We start from the raw sequence: 16,088 nt of genomic DNA, 5'->3' as shown, positions 1-16,088 counted from the left end.
ACCCATGAGTATCACTGCAATCTCCGTTGCGGCGTACATCGTCGCCTCGCTGCTGTTCATCCTCTCGCTGGCCGGGCTGTCCAAGCACGAGACCTCCAAGAGCGGCCTGACCTACGGCATCGTCGGCATGGGCATCGCCCTGGTGGCGACCATCGCGCTGGTCATCGACAAGGTCCTCAAGCCCGAGCTCGACCTGACGTGGCTGCCCGTCCTGCTCATGGCCGGCGCCATCGTGATCGGCGCGCTCATCGGCTTCTGGCGCGCGCGCATCGTCGAGATGACGGGCATGCCCGAGCTGATCGCCCTGCTCCACTCCTTCGTGGGCCTGGCGGCCGTGCTCATCGGCTGGAACGGCGCGCTCGAGGGCTTCCACGCCGACGGCGTGAACCCGGCGGACGTCCGCGCGCTGACCAACATCCATGAGGCCGAGATCGCGATCGGCATCTTCATCGGTGCGGTCACCCTGACCGGCTCGATCGTCGCGAACCGCAAGCTCTCCGGCAAGATGAAGTCGGCGCCGCTCATGCTGCCCGGCAAGAACCTCATCAACGTCGGCTCGATCGTCGTCTTCATCGTGCTCACCGCCGTGTACGTCTCGCGCGACACCCACGGCGACAACACCTCGATGATCCTGCTGGGCGTCATCACCGCGCTCGCCCTGTTCCTGGGCTGGCACCTCGTGGCCTCCATCGGCGGCGGCGACATGCCGGTCGTGATCTCGATGCTCAACAGCTACTCCGGTTGGGCCGCGGCCGCGTCGGGCTTCCTGCTGAGCAACGACCTGCTCATCGTCACCGGTGCGCTCGTCGGCTCCTCGGGTGCGTACCTGAGCTACATCATGTGCAAGGCGATGAACCGCTCGTTCATCTCCGTCATCGCGGGTGGCTTCGGCATCGAGGCCGGCCCGGCCGACGACAAGGACTACGGCGAGCACCGCGAGGTCAACGCCGAGCAGGTCGCCGAGCTCCTCACCGGCGCGAAGTCCGTGGTCATCACCCCGGGCTACGGCATGGCCGTGGCGCAGGCGCAGTACGGCGTCGCCGAGCTCACCAGCGAGCTCCGCAAGAAGGGCGTCAACGTCCGGTTCGGCATCCACCCGGTCGCTGGTCGCCTGCCCGGCCACATGAACGTGCTTCTCGCCGAGGCGAAGGTGCCGTACGACGTGGTGCTCGAGATGGACGAGATCAACGACGACTTCCCCGAGACCGACGTGGTCCTGGTGATCGGTGCCAACGACACCGTCAACCCCGCCGCGTCCGAGGATCCGGGCAGCCCCATCGCGGGCATGCCGGTCCTCACGGTGTGGGAGGCCGAGAACGTGATCGTCTTCAAGCGGTCCATGGCCGCCGGCTACGCCGGTGTCCAGAACCCGCTGTTCTTCCGTGACAACTCGGCGATGCTCTTCGGCGACGCCAAGGACCGCGTGCAGGACATCCTCTCCGCGATGCGCTGACGCGAACGGCACTCGGGCCCGGCACTGTCGAAGGACGGTGCCGGGCCCGAGTCGTCTCCGGTGCTGGTCTCCGGGGTGCTAGGTCCAGGCCTCCTCGATGCGCACATCGCCATCGGTGAACGGCAGGTCCTTCCCGACGGTGTCCGGCCGGTCCAGCACGGACGCCGCGACCAGCGCGACGTTCGCGCGCGACGTGCCGGGGTTGTCCGCGGACCGCACGGCCGCGGGATCGACCCTGCCCGTGGGCTCGTCGAGGGTGAGCCGGCCCGGCATGAGCACGGTCCAGTCGAGGTCGGACGCGCGCACGGCCACGTCGGCGGCGGCCTTCGCCTCCGCGTACGGGAAGAAGGCGTCCGTCTCCGGGACGCCGTGGTCCGGAGCGGCGCCGAGGTACGAGACCATGACGAAGCGCCGCACACCGGCCGACTCGGCGGCCTGGACCGACCGGATCGCCGCGTCGCGGTCCACGGCGTAGGTGCGGTCGGGGTTCCCGCCGCCCGCGCCCGCGGAGAAGACCACCGCGTCGGCGCCCGCGAGCGCCGCCCCGATCTCCTCGCGCGAGGCGTGCTCCACGTCCAGGACCAGGGCGTTCGCTCCGGTCGCCGTGACGTCCGCCGCGTGCTCCGGGTTGCGGATCCACGAGGTGACCGCATCGCCCCGGGAGCTGAGGACGCGCGCCAGGATGAGCGCGATCTTGCCGTGTCCACCGATGATCGTGACAGCTGCCATGCATTCCAACGTACGCGCTCCGGCGTGTGGAGGATCGACACGCCGGAGCCGGAACCCGGGGCGGAGCCGGTGCGTCTAAAGGTCAGGGGGCAGACATGGAGCGATCATCGGATCCGGCGGTGCCGCGCCTCGTCGCGGAGTACTTCGCCGAGCATGACGGGGTGATCACGCGTTCCGCCGCGCGGGAGCTCGGCATGAGTCCGCAGGCGATGGATCGTCGCGTGCAGGCGAAGATGTGGATTCCGCTCGGCGGGGGAACGTACCTGTCGGCGACCCACACCTTCACGGCGGAGGCCAGACTGCGGGCTGCGGCGGGCGCGACATCGGGCGTGGTGGCCGGCACGGCCGCGGCCTGGTGGCACGGAATCGGCGAGGCGCCGGACACTGTGGCGGTCACCGTGCCGCGAAGCAGTCGCCGATCTCCGACACTGCCGTTCTCGACAGTGGTCAGCCGCCGCGACCTGCTCCCGGCCGATCTCGACGTGGTCCGTGGTCTCGCCGTGACGACCGCGCCACTGTCGATGCTCGAAGCCGCCGCGGAGGACGGCAGCGTCCTGCTCGATCGGTCGCTGCAGGAGGGGCTCGTCACCGTCGATTCGCTCAGCGCGGCGATGAAGCGGAACGCGGGCAGGCACGGGATGGCAGAGGCGAGGCGGCTGTTCGATGTGGTGTCCGGCGATGCGGAGTCCGAAGCGGAGCGACGCTTCCAGATCCTGCTCGAGCTGCACCACATCACCGGGTGGCGGGCCCAGCTCCCGTTCGGCGTGTACACGGTGGACTTCGCCTTCCCCGAGCAGCGCGTTGCCGTCGAGATCGACGGCTGGGCCTTTCATCGGACGGCGGATCGCGCGGCGAGCGATGCGCGGAAACAGAACCGACTCACGCTGGCGGGCTGGCGAGTACTGCGGTTCGGCTGGCATCAGATCGATGGTGACGGTGAGGCCGTGATCACCGACGTGCTGGCCGCAGTGAACGCGATCGCGGCGTGAGCGCGATCCTGTGGAGGATCGCCGTCGCTCACCGGGGTCGATCCTCCACAGGGCTATCCGCCGAGGGGCATGGTGGCGAGCCGGACGGCGAGGACGAGCAGCAGCAGGCCGATGGCGGCGTTGATCGCGCGCCACACGCCGGGGCGGCCGAGCACGCCGGACAGCCGCCGGGCGCCGAAGCCGAGCAGGCAGAACCAGGCCACGCTCGCGACCACGGCGCCGAGGGCGAACCACCACCGGTCTCCGGCGTACCGCGTGGAGGCCGAACCGAGCAGCAGCACGGTGTCCAGGTAGACGTGCGGGTTGAGCCACGTCAGTGCCAGCGCGCCGGTGACGACGGCCGCGACCGACGCCGCTCCGTCGCCGCCCGCGACGAGCCCCTCCGAGCGCCGCGCCGACCACAGCGAGCGCAGGCCGTACCCCACCAGCACCACGACGCCGGCCCACTTCACCACCTCCATGAGCAGCGGCCGCCCCGAGACCGCGGCGCCGAGTCCCGCGACCCCGGCCAGGATCAGCGCGACGTCCGAGGCGATGCACACCGCGACCACCGCGCCCAGCCCGCGGCCGCGGACGCCCACCTGCAGGACGTAGGCGTTCTGGGCGCCGATCGCCACGATGAGGGAGAGGCCGAGCCCGAGGCCGGCGAGGATCGCTGAGGTCATGGCGTCGACGCTAGGTCCGGCATGGGCATAAGCACCAATACGAGAAGGCGATCACCCATTAGAATCGCTTCATGCTGAGCGGGCATCATCTGGAGACCCTCGCGGCGGTGGTCGAGGAGGAGAGTTTCGGCGCCGCCGCCGCCCGCCTGCGCATCACGCAGTCGGCGGTCAGCCAGCGGATCCGCGCGCTGGAACAGCGGGTGGGGCACGTGGTCGTGACCCGTGAGGGGCCGTGTCGCCCGACCGCGCAGGGCGAGGTGCTGCTCGGTCTGGCCCGCGGCGTCGCCTCGCTCGAGGCCGACGCGCTGGGCCGGCTCGCGGGCGGCGCCCCGTCGGCCGTCCTCGACGTGGGGGTGAACGCCGACTCCCTCGCCACGTGGTTCCGCGACGTGATCGACGCGGTCGCCGCCCTGCCCGACGCTCCGCTGCTGCGGCTCGTCGTCGACGACGAGCACCACACCGCCGACCTGCTGCGCGCCGGCTCGGTGCTGGGCGCCGTCACCACGGACCCGGAACCCGTGCAGGGCTGCGCCGTCGAATACCTCGGCACCCTGCGGTACGTGCCGGTCTGCACGCCCGGCTACGCGGCGCGCTGGCGCACTGGCGGTCGCTGGCGCTGGCGCGAGATGCCCGTCGTGCAGTTCGACCTGCGCAAGGACGAGCTGCAGACCAAGGTGCTGCATCGCCGCGGTATCCGGGAGTCGCCACCGATGCACCGCATCCCGTCGTCCGAAGCGTTCTCCCATGCCGTGCGTGCCGGCCTCGGCTGGGGCAGCCTGCCCGAGGCGGAGCTCGGCGACGCCCTCGACACCGGCACGCTGGTCCGGCTCACGGACGACATCGTGGACGTGAAGCTGTACTGGCAGTCCTGGCGGCTGCACACCCGCGCCACCGCGCGCCTCGCCGACGCGATCCACGCCGCGGCCGCCGTCCACCTGCGCTGATCCCGCGCGCACCCGCCGAGGCGGGGGTACGTTGGCGCTCATGCCGGAACCCCACCCGCTCCGCACGCTCCACGAGGGCCTCAGCGATCTCGACCGCCGGCTCTTCGACGCCGTCGCGGACTCGCCCAGCCCGCTGCTCGACCTCACCATGCGCCCGCTGTCGGCGGCGGCCGACCATTCGAAGCTGTGGATGGTCCTCGCTGCGGGCATCGGCGGGCTGGGTGGGCTGTCCTCGCGCCGCGGCGCCGTGCGCGGCGTCGCCTCGCTCGCGGTCACCAGCCTCATCGTCAACCAGGGGCTCAAGCGGATCTACCCGCGGCGCCGCCCCGTCCACGCCGGCGTGCCGGTCAAGCGGGCCCGCCGCCAGCCCACGTCGACCTCCTTCCCGTCGGGGCACTCCGCGGCGGCGGCGGCCTTCGCGATCGGCGTGGGTCTGGAGAACCGCATCGCCGGGTACGCGCTCGCCGGGCTCGCCGGCGCGGTGGGCTTCTCCCGGATCGCGACGGGCGCCCACTATCCCGGCGACGTACTGGCCGGGTTCGCCGTCGGCGCGGGCGTCGCGGTCGCCGGTGCCCGGCTGGTGCCGCCCGTCGACGACAGCCGCACCATGACGCCGGAGCCCACGGTCGAGCGGATCGCGACGGACCCCGACGGGGACGGCCTCGTCGTCGTGCTCAACCCCGCCTCCGGCGACGGCACCGGAACCCGTGTGGCGGAGGAGATCCGGCGGACGCTCCCGAAGGCCGAGATCGTCGAGCTCGAGGAGGATTCCGACATCGACGCCATCGCCGCCGCGGCCGCCGGCCGCGCGGACCTCCTCGGCGTCGCGGGCGGCGACGGTACCGTCGCGACCCTCGCCGCGCACGCCCTCGCGGCGGACAAGCCCCTCGCGGTGTTCCCCGCCGGCACCTTCAACCACTTCGCGAAGGACATCGGCGCCGAGACCGTCGCCGCGGTCGTGGAATCGATCCGCGCCGGGCGGCTCGCGCACGTCGACGTGGTGTGGCTCAACGACGAGAAGCTGCTGCTCAACACCGCCAGCATCGGCGCCTACCCGGAGTTCGTGCGCACGCGCACGCGGTATCAGCGGCGGCGGATAGGCCGTGTCACGGCGACGGTGCGCGCGATGCGCAGGATCCTGCGCGACACGGCGCCGGTCACGGTGCGGATCGAGGGTAAGCCGGCCACCGTCTCGTTCTTCTTCCTCGGCAACTCCATGTACGGCGCACCGAGTTTCGTGCCGGGCCGCCGCACCCGCCTCGACGACGGCGTGCTCGACGTGCGGTACCTCGAGGACGGGCACCGCAACACGACGGCGCGGCTGTTCCTGTCCTGGATCAGCGGCCGGATCCGCAACTCCAAGGTCTACCGGGAGGTGCAGGCCCCCGTCGTCACCATCGAGGCCGACGAGCCCTTCCGGGTGGCCCACGACGGCGAGGCCGGCGAACTGCACACGCGCGCGCGGTTCCGGGTCGACTACCGCGCACTGCGGGTCTTCGGCACCAGCCTCACGCGCTGACCGCTCACGAGACGCCCAGCAGCGTCATCTCGTTGGCCTCGATGTCCGCGGCGATGAGCGTGCCCGTGCCGCCGCCGGTCCCGGTGCCGTCGGTCCGGGTGTGCACGGTGTTGATCACCCCGACGGCCGTGAAACTCCCGTCGGGCCACCGGGCGTAGACGGGCCCGCCCGAATCGCCCTCGACCGCAGGGATGCCCGCCCAGGTGACGCGCGTGCCGGTCACGTCGTCGAGGACGCCGCAGTGCCGGCCGGTGCGGGCGCCGACGACGCAGATCTCCGGCCGCCCCGCGCGCAGGTCCTCGGTCCTACTGACCCCGCGGACGGCGCCGATCGCCCGCGCGACGGGCGCCACGTCGTTCCCCGCCAGCTGGATGATGGCGATGTCCTGACCGCGGGTGCTGCGGGTGGCCTTGATGTACTCGCCGAACGGGGTGCTGCCGCCGCCGGGCGTGAGGTACCGGGCCACGGGATTGCGGCCGGGGCGCGCCGTCCCGGCGAGCTCGGCGCAATGCCCCGCGGTGAAGGCCACTACCTCGCCGCCGGGGTAGCGGGCCAGGAAGCCCAGGGTGCAGACGCTCGCGTACACGCCGAGCGGGTCGGCGTAGGTGGTGATCCCGGCGCCGGTCGTGGGTTTCGGTGCCGTCGCGGGCCGCAGGTCCGGCGCCACCACGTCGTAGGGCCGCACCACCGGGGTCGTCACCACCACCGCCGACGTGCTCGCCGGTGCCTCCGGCGCCGCGACCTCGTCCCGCTGGATCACCGCGCACCCCGCGAGCAGCACGACGGTCGCGGCGCACGCTCCGGCCCGGAGCGGGCGGCGGGCGGTGGTCACCGACCCAGCGTAGGCCGTCAGGCCCGCGAGCGGATGGCCTCGGCGACCGCGGTGATCGCCAGCGCGCGCACCACGTCGACCTTGGCCTCCACCGCGCCGGTCGCGGCGGAGATGAAGGCGTCGCCGTCGTACCGGGTGTGCGGCGGGTCGATCGCGCGGGCGAGGCCGTCGTGCGCGCCCTGGGCGAGGAGGAGGCACTCGATCTTGGTGAGCCGCGCGTTGGTGAACACCACGCCGATCGTGGTGTTCTGCCGGTTGCCGCCGAAGGGCTCGTAGTCGCCGAAATCGGCGGGCCCGGCCTCGCCGGTCAGGATGTCGCCGAAGGCGTTCACGGCGCACAGCGCGCCCACGACCACGTCGCCCGCGCGGGCCTCGGCGTACGCCAGCCCGGCGTCGTGCAGGTTCTCGAGGCCGCGTGCCTTGCCCGTGGTGGCCCCGGTGCCGGCGCCGATCAGGCCGTGCAGCTCGGCCCCGGCGCTCGCGGAAGCGGCTGCCGCGTAGCCGTCCTCGGCGGTCGGGCGGACCGTCGGATCGCCGACCATGAGGTCGAACAGGCCCAGGGTGGGGACGATCGGCACGCGGCCGGCGACGGTCTCGACGCCGCGGCCCTCCTCCTCGAGGCGGCGCATCACACCGTCGGCGGCGGCCAGCCCGAACGCCGAGCCCCCGGTGAGCACGGCGGCGTGGATCTCCTCGACGGAGCGCTCGGGGGAGAGCAGGTCGAATTCGCGGGAGGCGGGGGCGCCGCCGCGCACCTCCCCGGACCCGACGGTGCCGTCGGGGAAGGTCACGACGGTGCAGCCGGTGCGGGCCGCCNCGTNGCCGACGCGGACGCCGGGGACGGTGACGCTCTGGGCGACGGGCATGCCACCCAGGCTACGACGGTGCGCCGGACCGCGCGACGGTGCCGTCGACGACGTGAGTGCCGTCGGGCGCGCGCGGGTGCGGTTCAGGCGCGGGCCGGCGCGTACGCGGCCTCGTAGGCGGCGCGGGTCGCGTCGCGGCGCTCGGCCACGGCGGGGTTCTCGAGCTCGGGATCGAGGCCGTTCTTCTCCAGTCGGCGGGCGCGGTTGGGGCGCATGTAGGCGGCGTTGTAGAAGACGGCGAGCAGAGCGCCGAGCAGCACCGTGGCGCCCCGCAGCGCCAGGGGGCCGGGCAGCAGCATGAGCAGGGCGTACACCGGGAGCACCGCGAGCTGCCCGCGGATCAGGTGCCGCGCCGCCCAGCTGCGACGGGTCAGGTTGCGCCGCACCCATTCCCGGTTCCGTTCCGGCAGCGAGCCGGTGTACACCCAGGCGAGGTAGTGCAGGGGGTCGGGTCGGTGGACGGCGTTCATCGGGACTCCTTCAGCGCGCCCGCGGCGAGCGCTTTGGCGTTGACGGTGGTGAGCACGCGGTGCAGGTCCTCGAGCTCGTCGAGGCTGGCGCCCAGCCGGTCGATCACGGCGGGCGGGACTGCCAGGGCCTGCTCCCGCAGCGCGCGACCGGCGTCGGTGAGCTCGACGTCGATCCGGCGCTCGTCCTCGGCGGCACGGCCACGGGTGAGCAGGCCCTGCGCTTCGAGCCGCTTGAGCAGCGGGCTCAGCGTCGGCGAATCCAGCTGCAGCACTTCGGCGATCTCCTTCACCGACCGAGGCGACGCCTCCCACAGCGCCAGCATCACGAGGTACTGGGGATGGGTGAGGCCCATCGGTGCCAGGATCGGCCGGTACACCGAGAGCACCGCGCGGTTGGCGATCGCCAGCGCGAAGCACACCTGGCGTTCCAGGGCGAGCGGATCGGGATCTGTCATGCTTCGACGCTAGCAGATAAGTAGTGCACGAATCAATAGTGCACTAACTATTCCTCGGGGCCCTCCCACGGCGCCTCGTCGGCGGAGGGCAGATCGCCGGGGAGCAGGTCGCGCCGGAATCCGCGCCAGGTCGGTTGCCGCAGGTGGCCGCCGCGGCGCAGCGACGAGTAGCGCACGTCGCCGATCACCTTCGGGAGCACCCAGACCGCGTCGCGGGCCTCCGGATCGTCGATCGGCGCGGTGAACGGGGAGCGGCGCATGCGGAGCGGCTCCAGCTCCTCGGCGAGCGCGGCCAGGTCGCGGTCGCTGAACCCCGAGCCCACCGAGCCCAGGTACAGGAGTCCCGTCTCGGCGGGGAGTCCCACCAATACCGAGCCGATCCCGTTGGCCCGCGAGCCCTTCCCGGGTTTCCAGCCGCCGATCGCGACCTGCAGGTCGCGCCAGTTCTTGTGCTTGAGCCAGGCGCGCACCCGCCGGCCCGGCAGGTACGGCGAGTCCCGCCGCTTGGCGATGATGCCCTCCCAGCCGCGGTCGGCGCTGAGCGCGACCGCCTCGGCGCCGGTCTCCGCGTCGACGAGCGGCGGCACGCTCACCGCGGTGTCGGATTCGAGGAGCGGCGCGAGGCCCTCCAGCACCTGGCGGCGCACCGCCCACGGGCGCTTCGTCAGGTCCACGCCGTTCAGCGACAGTACGTCGAAGAGGTGCAGCTCCACCGCACCGGCCCGGGTGTCGCCGCCCGCCATCAGGTGGAACGACGGTACGCCGTCCGGGTCGAGCACCACCGCCTCCCCGTCGAGCACCACGTCCATGCCGTCGAGATCGGCTGCCAGCGACTCGAACTCGGGGAACTCGCCGGTCACCGTGCGGCCCGACCGGGTGCGCAGCGAGACGGTGCCGCCGCGCACCGTCGCGATCATGCGGTAGCCGTCCCACTTGCCCTCGAAGGCCCAGTCCGTGCCGGAGAGTCCGTCGATGGGTGATTCCGTGGGCAGCATCGGATCCGGCGCGAGGGTGGCGGCGGGCTTAGCGGGCGTGGCCTTGTCCTTGGTGAGGTGCGCCAGCCAGTTCTTCTCGCCGGTGCGGATCAGCGCGTACCGCGTGCCCTGCAAGCGGTTCCCGTGCAGAGTCACGATCACCTCGCTGCTGCGCCACTTCTCGAGCTCGTAGGTGCCGTGATCCCAGATGGTCACGTCACCGCCGCCGTACTCGCCCTTCGGGATACTGCCCTCGAACGCCGCGTAGTCCATCGGGTGGTCCTCGGTGCGGACGGCGAGGTGGTTGATCTCGGGGTCGTCGGGGAGGTTCTTCGGCACGGCCCAGGAGGCGAGCACCCCGTCGTGCTCCAGGCGGAAGTCGTAGTGCAGGCGCCGCGCGTGGTGCTCCTGGATGACGAAGATCGGATCGCCCGACGACGGTGCGCCCCCGAAGGGTTCGGGCGTCTTCCGCGCGTCCCGCTTGGCGCGGTACTCGCCGAGGTCGACGGGCTCGGGCGGCGGCGCCGACGGTGCCGCCGGCGCGGTCCCCACACCGCCGGGCGCGGAGTCGCCCGCAGTGCCGGGCGCCGAGTCGCCGGCACCGTCGAGCCCGGCGAGGAGGTCACCGTCGGACCGGGCCCGCGCGAGGACCTCCCCGAACTCGAGCTGGCGCAGGCCGGGCCGGGTGAGCTCGTCCCAGGTGCGCGGCGCGGCGACCCACGGGCGCTCGCGGCCGCGCAACGAGTACGGCGCGACCGTGGTCTTCGAGGCGCTGTTCTGCGACCAGTCGACGAAGATGCGCCCGCCGCGCCGGTCCTTGGCCATCGACGCCGTCACGAGCTCGGGGGACTCGGCCTCCAGCTGCGACGCGATCGCGCGGGCGAGCGTGCGGGCGCCGTTCGCCGAGATGGCGCCGGGCAGCGGCGCGTAGACGTGCAGCCCCTTCGAACCGCTGGTCACGGGGTAGCCGTCCATGCCCATCGCGGCCAGCAGCTCGCGGATGCGGAGGGCGAGGGCGGCGCACTCGTCGAGGGTGACGTCCGGGCCGGGATCCAGGTCGAGCACGAGGCGGTTCGGCGGTCCGGGCACCTCCGGACGGTCGGGGTCGGCACCGTCGGGAACGAAGGTCCACTGCGGCACGTGCAGCTCCAACGCCGCCTGCTGGCCCAACCACACCATGCCCGCGACGCTCTCGATGACGGGGTACTGGGACTCGCCGTCGGAGTGGAACTGGCTGCCGCGGCGGATCCACGCGGGCGCGTGGCCCGGCAGCCGCTTCTCGAAGAAGGCGGTCTTGTCCACCCCGTTGGGCCAGCGTTTGCGGGTGAGCGGCCGGTCCCGGAGGTGCGGGAGCGCGAACGGCGCGATCGCCTGGAAGTAGTCGATCACCTCGGCCTTCGTCGTGCCCGTGGCGGGGTAGAGCACCTTGTCGAGGTTGGTCAGCTGCACGCCGACGCCGTCGACCTCGCGGTTCTCCCGGATCTGCGCCACGTCCCCATTATCGAGCGCGGGTGCTGAGTGGGAAGGGGATCGGTGGTCGCCGGTGCGGACATGCGTGGGGCGCATGGCCGTTGACCTGCAGAAACGAGGTCAGGCTATGCGGTTCACGCATACCCTTCGAATCTGGTCGAGTGCCGCCTGGCCGGTCTGTCCCGGTCGCGACCCGATCCGACCGTCCGGGGCGGAATCGCCACGCGCCGGGCCGGGGGGCGAACTCGGTCATGCGCGAACCGCATACCCTTGCCGCAACCTCGCAGGTCAGCCCCCATGCGCCCGACGCATGCCTCGTCGCATCGGACACGACCTCCGAAGCGTGGGTGATCGTTGCCGACCTCGCCCGCCCGGCGAGCACGGACCGAATGCTGGTCTCGCATTCTGGACTCTCACCAGTCACAATGGTCACATGCGCGCGATATGGACGGGTGAGCTGTCGTTCGGGCTCGTGAACGTGCCCGTGAAGGTGTACTCCGCGGTCGAGAGCCACGACGCGAAGTCGCACCAGGTGGACTCGAAGGACGGGGTCCGCATCCGGTACAAGCGCGTACGCGAGGGCACCGACGACGAGGTGGAGTTCGCGAACATCGCGAACGCCTACGAGGCCGACGGGGGCGAGACGGTGGTGCTCTCGAAGGAGGACATCAAGTCGATGCCGGTGGAGAAGCACCGGGAGATCGCGGTGACCGAGTTCGTGCCGCGCGAGGACGTCGATCCGATCATGTTCGACAAGCCCTACTTCCTGGAGCCCTCGTCGAAGTCGCCGAAGGCCTACGTGCTGCTGCGGCAGGCGCTGCAGGAGACCGACCGCCTCGCGATCTGCACCTTCACCCTGCGCAACCGCACGCGGCTGTGCGCGCTGCGCGTGGTCGGCAACGTCATGGTGCTGCAGACGTTGCTCTGGCCCGACGAGGTGCGCACGCCGGAGTTCCCCGCTCTCACCGAGGACGTGAAGATCCGCCCGCAGGAGCTCGCGATGGCGGCCTCGCTCATCGACTCGATGGCCACGGACTTCGATCCGGAGCAGTACGAGGACGACTACCAGGTGCAGCTTCGGCAGCTCATCGAGGCGAAGGCGACCGGCGGGACGGCCTTCCCCGAGGCCCCCGAGGAGGAGACCGAGGACGACGAGGTCGCCGACCTGCTGGCCGCCCTCAAGGCCTCGGTGAAGAACCGCGAGGCACGGCCGGAGCGTCCCGCCCGCAAGCGCACCGCGAGCTGATCACAGCGTGCGCTTGAGTCCCACGTGTTCGGAGCGGTAACCGAGCCGGCCGTAGAAGGCGCGCGCCCGCTCGCGGGAGACGTCGGTGGTGAGCTGCGAGAGCACGGCGCCGTGGGTCCGCCCGTGGTGGTGCGCCCACTCGATCATCGCCGTGCCCAGTCCCTGCGACCGATGGTCGCGGGCCACCCGGACCCCCTCGATCTGCAGCCGTGTAGAGCCGCCGCGGGACAGCCCCGGGATCACCGTGAGATGCATCGTGCCCACGACGTCGCCGGCGTCGTCGCGGATCACCGCGAGGTACTGCGAGCGGTCGCGCGTCACCAGCTCGAACGCGCTGTCGTACTCCGCGGCGTCCCCCACCTCGCGGGTCGCGCCGAGCTCGTCGTCGGCCAGCAGTGCGACGATCGCGGGCACGTCGTCGCGGCGCGCGCGCTCCACCCGGTAGGTGCCGCCGACGCCGCGGAGCAACCCGCCGACGGAGGCGCGGGCCTGCAGCTCGCGGACCACCCCGTCGAGCCAGGCGCCGACGTTCGCGCGCGCCTCGAGAGTGTCCGGGTAGCGGCAGCGCAGGTGCAGCCCGGCCTCGTCGAGGATGAACCACAGCATCACCCCGTCGGTGCGGATGGTGGCGCCGACGTACTGCGCGTCGAGGCGAGTGGCGTCGATCCGCACGGGGAGGCGCCGCAGGTCCAGCCAGGAGATGGCGAACATGCCCGGCGCCTCGGGCATCCCGCCCCACTCCGCGAGCACGTCGGCGAGCGGCCACGAGCCGAGCCGCACCGCCTCCTTCACGGCGTCAGCGGCCGCATGAGGCTCCGCGGACGGCGAGTCCAGAACCGAGTTCGTGATGAACCAGCCGACCGAGTCGTGCCAGGTGTCCTCGTATCGGCTGTGCACGGGGAAGACCGCGCGCAGCGGTGCGCCGGCGAGGTCCAGCGTGACGCTGGTGAGCGCCGCCACCGTCGCCGACAGCGTCGACACGCCCGTTGCGCGGGCGGCAGCGGCGAAGGCCGCGACCTCGTCGGTGCCGAAGACGTCCCGGACCTCCACCCGCTCCCGGTGCGCCTCGGGGGTGCCCAGGGGCAGCGGGAACAGCGGCATGACTCCGCCGCTGGCCGTGATGATCTCGGCCCAGCGGCGTCGCACGGCGTCGGGGGCGGCGGGGCGGTCCGCCAGCGCGCGGGTGTGGTCGACGAACGGCGGCACGACCGCGGTCGACGGTGCCCGCCCGGCCCGGACGTCGTCGAGGGCGGCGAGCAGATCGCGCGCGATCACGAGCATCGACCACATGTCGGTGTGCGAGTGGTCGGCGGCCACGATCACGGTGGGACCCGCGGCGGTCTCCAGGACGCAGAGCCGGTGCGCCGGAGCGCGATAGGGGGAGCAGGCGTCGTCGAGCACGTCCCGCAGGGCGTCGTTGACGGCCTGGCCCGGGCCGATCGCGTGCTCGACCCAGTTCCCCGGCCCGACCGAGATCTCGTGCAGGACGGGCCCGTCGGGCCCGGGGAGGAACGCGGTCCGCAACGTGCCGTGCCGGGCGATCACCGCGAGCCACGCGGCGGCGAGCTGGTCGCGCGGCACGGGCTCGGGGAGCCGGAAGGACAGCGCCATCCACGATCCCGGGCGGTCCCCGCCGCCCACGTGCCGCGCCTGGTCGAAGGACACCGGCAGCGCCGCACCCGGCTCCGACGCCGTGACGTCGTAGCCGTACAGCCGGCCGAAGGGCAGGCGCAGGTGGGCGACGTTGGTCAGGCGCATGGGCGGTACCCTAGCCCTCCGACGACCCCTTTGCGCGGCGAGAGAAGGCCGGATGACCAGCTTCGACGTCCCCGGGGCGCGGCTCGCCGCCGAGTACAGCGACGAGCACGGCCGCCCCGTCGTGCAACTGCACGGCCTCACCTCCAGCCGCGCCCGCGACCGCGTCCTGGACCTGGACCTCGGCCGCGGCCTCAGCGGGACGCGGCTGCTGCGCTACGACGCCCGGGGCCACGGATCCTCCACGGGGCGCGCGGTTCCCGACGACTACCGCTGGCGGAACCTCGCCGACGACCTGCTGCGGCTGCTGGACAGCTGGTTCCCCGGGGAGCAGGTGCACGGCGTCGGGCCGTCGATGGGGACCGGCACCCTGCTCCACGCCGCGGTGCGCGAACCCGATCGCTTCAGCGGGCTCACCCTGATGGTGCCGCCGACGGCGTGGGCGACGCGGGTGGCGAAGGCGGCCGAGTACCGCGCCGCCGCGGCGCTGATCGAGGAGCGCGGGCTGGAGGAGTTCCTCGCGGCCGGGGAGGGCGCCGTCCCGCCGCCGGCCACCGCCCTGCACCCGCCGACGCGGCCCGACGTCCCCGAGGCGCTGCTGCCCGCGCTGTTCCGGGGCGCCGCGGCGAGCGATCTCCCCGCGCTCGGGGAGATCGCCCGCATCGACGTGCCGGTCACCGTCCTCGCCTGGATCGACGATCCGGCGCACCCGGTCTCGACGGCCGAGGAGCTCAGCAAGACGCTCCCGCGGGCGACGCTGTCGATCGCTCGGACTCCGCAGGACGTGCAGGAGTGGCCGTCGGTCCTGCGCCGGGACGTCGCGGGCTGAGTCGCGAGACCGCCACGCCGACGAGGCACAGGACGCCGCCCAGCAGGCCCCACGCGGTGGGCGTCTCCGCGAGGAAGGCCCAGCTCAGCAGGATCGACAGGCCCGGGACCGCGTAGGACGACGAGGCCGTGACCCCGGCGGGGGTGTGCGCCAGCGCGTAGGCCCAGAGCAGGAAGGCCAGCGCGGTGGGCACGAGGCCCAGGTAGATCACGCCGACGGTGCTCGACATCGGTGCGGCCGCCAGCTCGTCGAAGAGGCGGGGCGCCCAGGGGAACAGCACGATCGCGCCGACGCCCGCCCCGAGGGCGGTCGCGGTGAGCGGGTCGACGGTGCGCAGCACCAGCTTCTGCGCCACCACGCTGATGCCGTAGAGCAGGGCCGCCGCGACCGCGAGGGCGACGCCGGCACCGTCGCGCCGGCCGTCCCCGGTGAAGGCGATGACCGCGGCCCCGGCGAAGCTGATCGCGATACCCACCACGAGCAGGGGCGGGAAGCCCTCCTGCAGGAACGCGCCGGCCAGGATCGCGACGATGATCGGCGCGATGTTGACCAGGAGCGCCGTGGTGCCGGCGTCGAGGTGCTGCTCCGCCGCGTTGACCAGCACGGTGTACAGCGCGAACCACAGGGCGCCGTAGCCGATGGTCAGCGCCAGCGTCCGGCCGCGCGGCACCCGGACGCCGCCGTTGTACAGGGCGTTCATGCCCCAGATCAGGCCGAGCACGGCGGCGCCCACCAGCAGGCGGCCCTCCGCCATGGCGACGGGGGAGACGTGCGGGCCGATCCCGCGGATCACCACGAACGCGGAGGCCCACGCGAACATCACGGCCACGAGGGCGAGGGCGGGAAGTCGTTTCGTCATGCGTCCACTCTGCGACCGCCTCAAAGTAAGCAC

15 protein-coding genes and 1 pseudogene are annotated in these 16,088 nt (G+C 72.6%); 6 read left to right on the top strand and 10 right to left on the bottom strand.

All coding sequences use genetic code 11. The features are described 5' to 3' along the window. Positions 1-4: 4 nt before the first annotated feature. A complete protein-coding gene (gene pntB / locus ACNAYW_RS18235; protein ID WP_415851076.1) occupies positions 5-1,453 on the top strand; it encodes a Re/Si-specific NAD(P)(+) transhydrogenase subunit beta in 1,449 nt (482 codons plus the stop codon). A gap of 78 nt (positions 1,454-1,531) precedes the next feature. Here pntB and ACNAYW_RS18230 read toward each other — a convergent pair whose 3' ends face one another. Continuing rightward, complete coding sequence (locus ACNAYW_RS18230) at positions 1,532-2,182, bottom strand: NAD(P)H-binding protein (RefSeq protein WP_415851075.1); 651 nt, start codon at positions 2,180-2,182, stop codon at positions 1,532-1,534. 95 nt (positions 2,183-2,277) lie between these two features. Between ACNAYW_RS18230 and ACNAYW_RS18225 the strand changes: the two genes are divergently transcribed. Continuing rightward, entirely contained in the window at positions 2,278-3,171 is an 894-nt protein-coding gene (locus ACNAYW_RS18225) for a DUF559 domain-containing protein (protein ID WP_415851074.1), read from the top strand. 53 nt (positions 3,172-3,224) lie between these two features. Here the strand turns inward: ACNAYW_RS18225 and ACNAYW_RS18220 are convergent, their stop codons facing one another. Beyond that, positions 3,225-3,836 (bottom strand): LysE/ArgO family amino acid transporter, encoded by a 612-nt coding sequence (locus ACNAYW_RS18220; protein WP_415851073.1) that lies wholly within the window; start codon positions 3,834-3,836, stop codon positions 3,225-3,227. Between the two features lie 71 nt (positions 3,837-3,907). On the opposite strand from ACNAYW_RS18220, the gene ACNAYW_RS18215 reads away from it, so the two are divergent. Together ACNAYW_RS18215 and ACNAYW_RS18210 are read left to right on the top strand one after the other, a co-directional pair. Further along, positions 3,908-4,780: a LysR family transcriptional regulator ArgP gene (locus tag ACNAYW_RS18215; protein WP_415851072.1), complete on the top strand. Its 873-nt coding sequence runs from the start codon at positions 3,908-3,910 to the stop codon at positions 4,778-4,780. Between the two features lie 40 nt (positions 4,781-4,820). Beyond that, a complete protein-coding gene (locus tag ACNAYW_RS18210; RefSeq protein ID WP_415851071.1) occupies positions 4,821-6,299 on the top strand; it encodes a bifunctional phosphatase PAP2/diacylglycerol kinase family protein in 1,479 nt (492 codons plus the stop codon). A gap of 4 nt (positions 6,300-6,303) precedes the next feature. Here ACNAYW_RS18210 and ACNAYW_RS18205 read toward each other — a convergent pair whose 3' ends face one another. The 6 genes and pseudogenes from ACNAYW_RS18205 to ACNAYW_RS18185 form a co-directional block, all read right to left on the bottom strand. Then, positions 6,304-7,131 (bottom strand): chymotrypsin family serine protease, encoded by an 828-nt coding sequence (locus ACNAYW_RS18205; RefSeq protein WP_415851070.1) that lies wholly within the window; start codon positions 7,129-7,131, stop codon positions 6,304-6,306. A 17-nt stretch (positions 7,132-7,148) separates the two neighbouring features. Beyond that, positions 7,149-7,947 (bottom strand): annotated as a pseudogene (locus ACNAYW_RS18200) (P1 family peptidase); the annotation flags it as partial. A gap of 5 nt (positions 7,948-7,952) precedes the next feature. Next, positions 7,953-7,997 (bottom strand): hypothetical protein (locus tag ACNAYW_RS24710; RefSeq protein ID WP_462972179.1); only part of this gene is annotated, 45 nt, incomplete at its 3' end. A gap of 83 nt (positions 7,998-8,080) precedes the next feature. Next, positions 8,081-8,467 (bottom strand): DUF5313 family protein, encoded by a 387-nt coding sequence (locus ACNAYW_RS18195; protein ID WP_415851069.1) that lies wholly within the window; start codon positions 8,465-8,467, stop codon positions 8,081-8,083. Then, positions 8,464-8,922, bottom strand: coding sequence for a MarR family winged helix-turn-helix transcriptional regulator (locus ACNAYW_RS18190; protein ID WP_415851068.1), 459 nt, complete (start codon positions 8,920-8,922; stop codon positions 8,464-8,466). The genes ACNAYW_RS18195 and ACNAYW_RS18190 overlap by 4 nt, the downstream gene beginning before the upstream one ends. Before the next feature lie 47 nt (positions 8,923-8,969). Continuing rightward, positions 8,970-11,387, bottom strand: a complete 2,418-nt coding sequence (locus ACNAYW_RS18185) for an ATP-dependent DNA ligase (protein WP_415851067.1) — start codon at positions 11,385-11,387, stop codon at positions 8,970-8,972. 412 nt (positions 11,388-11,799) lie between these two features. On the opposite strand from ACNAYW_RS18185, the gene ku reads away from it, so the two are divergent. Next, entirely contained in the window at positions 11,800-12,612 is an 813-nt protein-coding gene (gene ku, locus ACNAYW_RS18180; RefSeq protein ID WP_415851066.1) for a non-homologous end joining protein Ku, read from the top strand. Here the strand turns inward: ku and ACNAYW_RS18175 are convergent, their stop codons facing one another. Beyond that, complete coding sequence (locus tag ACNAYW_RS18175) at positions 12,613-14,370, bottom strand: GNAT family N-acetyltransferase (RefSeq protein WP_415851065.1); 1,758 nt, start codon at positions 14,368-14,370, stop codon at positions 12,613-12,615. A gap of 52 nt (positions 14,371-14,422) precedes the next feature. On the opposite strand from ACNAYW_RS18175, the gene ACNAYW_RS18170 reads away from it, so the two are divergent. Then, the gene (locus ACNAYW_RS18170) at positions 14,423-15,196 is read left to right on the top strand and encodes an alpha/beta fold hydrolase (protein ID WP_415851064.1); all 774 of its coding nucleotides are present in this window, start codon (positions 14,423-14,425) and stop codon (positions 15,194-15,196) included. Here ACNAYW_RS18170 and ACNAYW_RS18165 read toward each other — a convergent pair. Then, the gene (locus ACNAYW_RS18165) at positions 15,099-16,055 is read right to left on the bottom strand and encodes a DMT family transporter (RefSeq protein WP_415851063.1); all 957 of its coding nucleotides are present in this window, start codon (positions 16,053-16,055) and stop codon (positions 15,099-15,101) included. The two genes, ACNAYW_RS18170 and ACNAYW_RS18165, sit on opposite strands and share 98 nt — an antisense overlap. Between the last annotated feature and the right edge of the window lie 33 nt (positions 16,056-16,088).

This window comes from Tsukamurella ocularis (assembly GCF_965138335.1).
GTDB lineage: Bacteria > Actinomycetota > Actinomycetes > Mycobacteriales > Mycobacteriaceae > Tsukamurella > Tsukamurella ocularis_A.
Note: the sequence above shows the minus strand (reverse complement) of the source record. Positions and strands in the feature narration are given on the sequence as shown.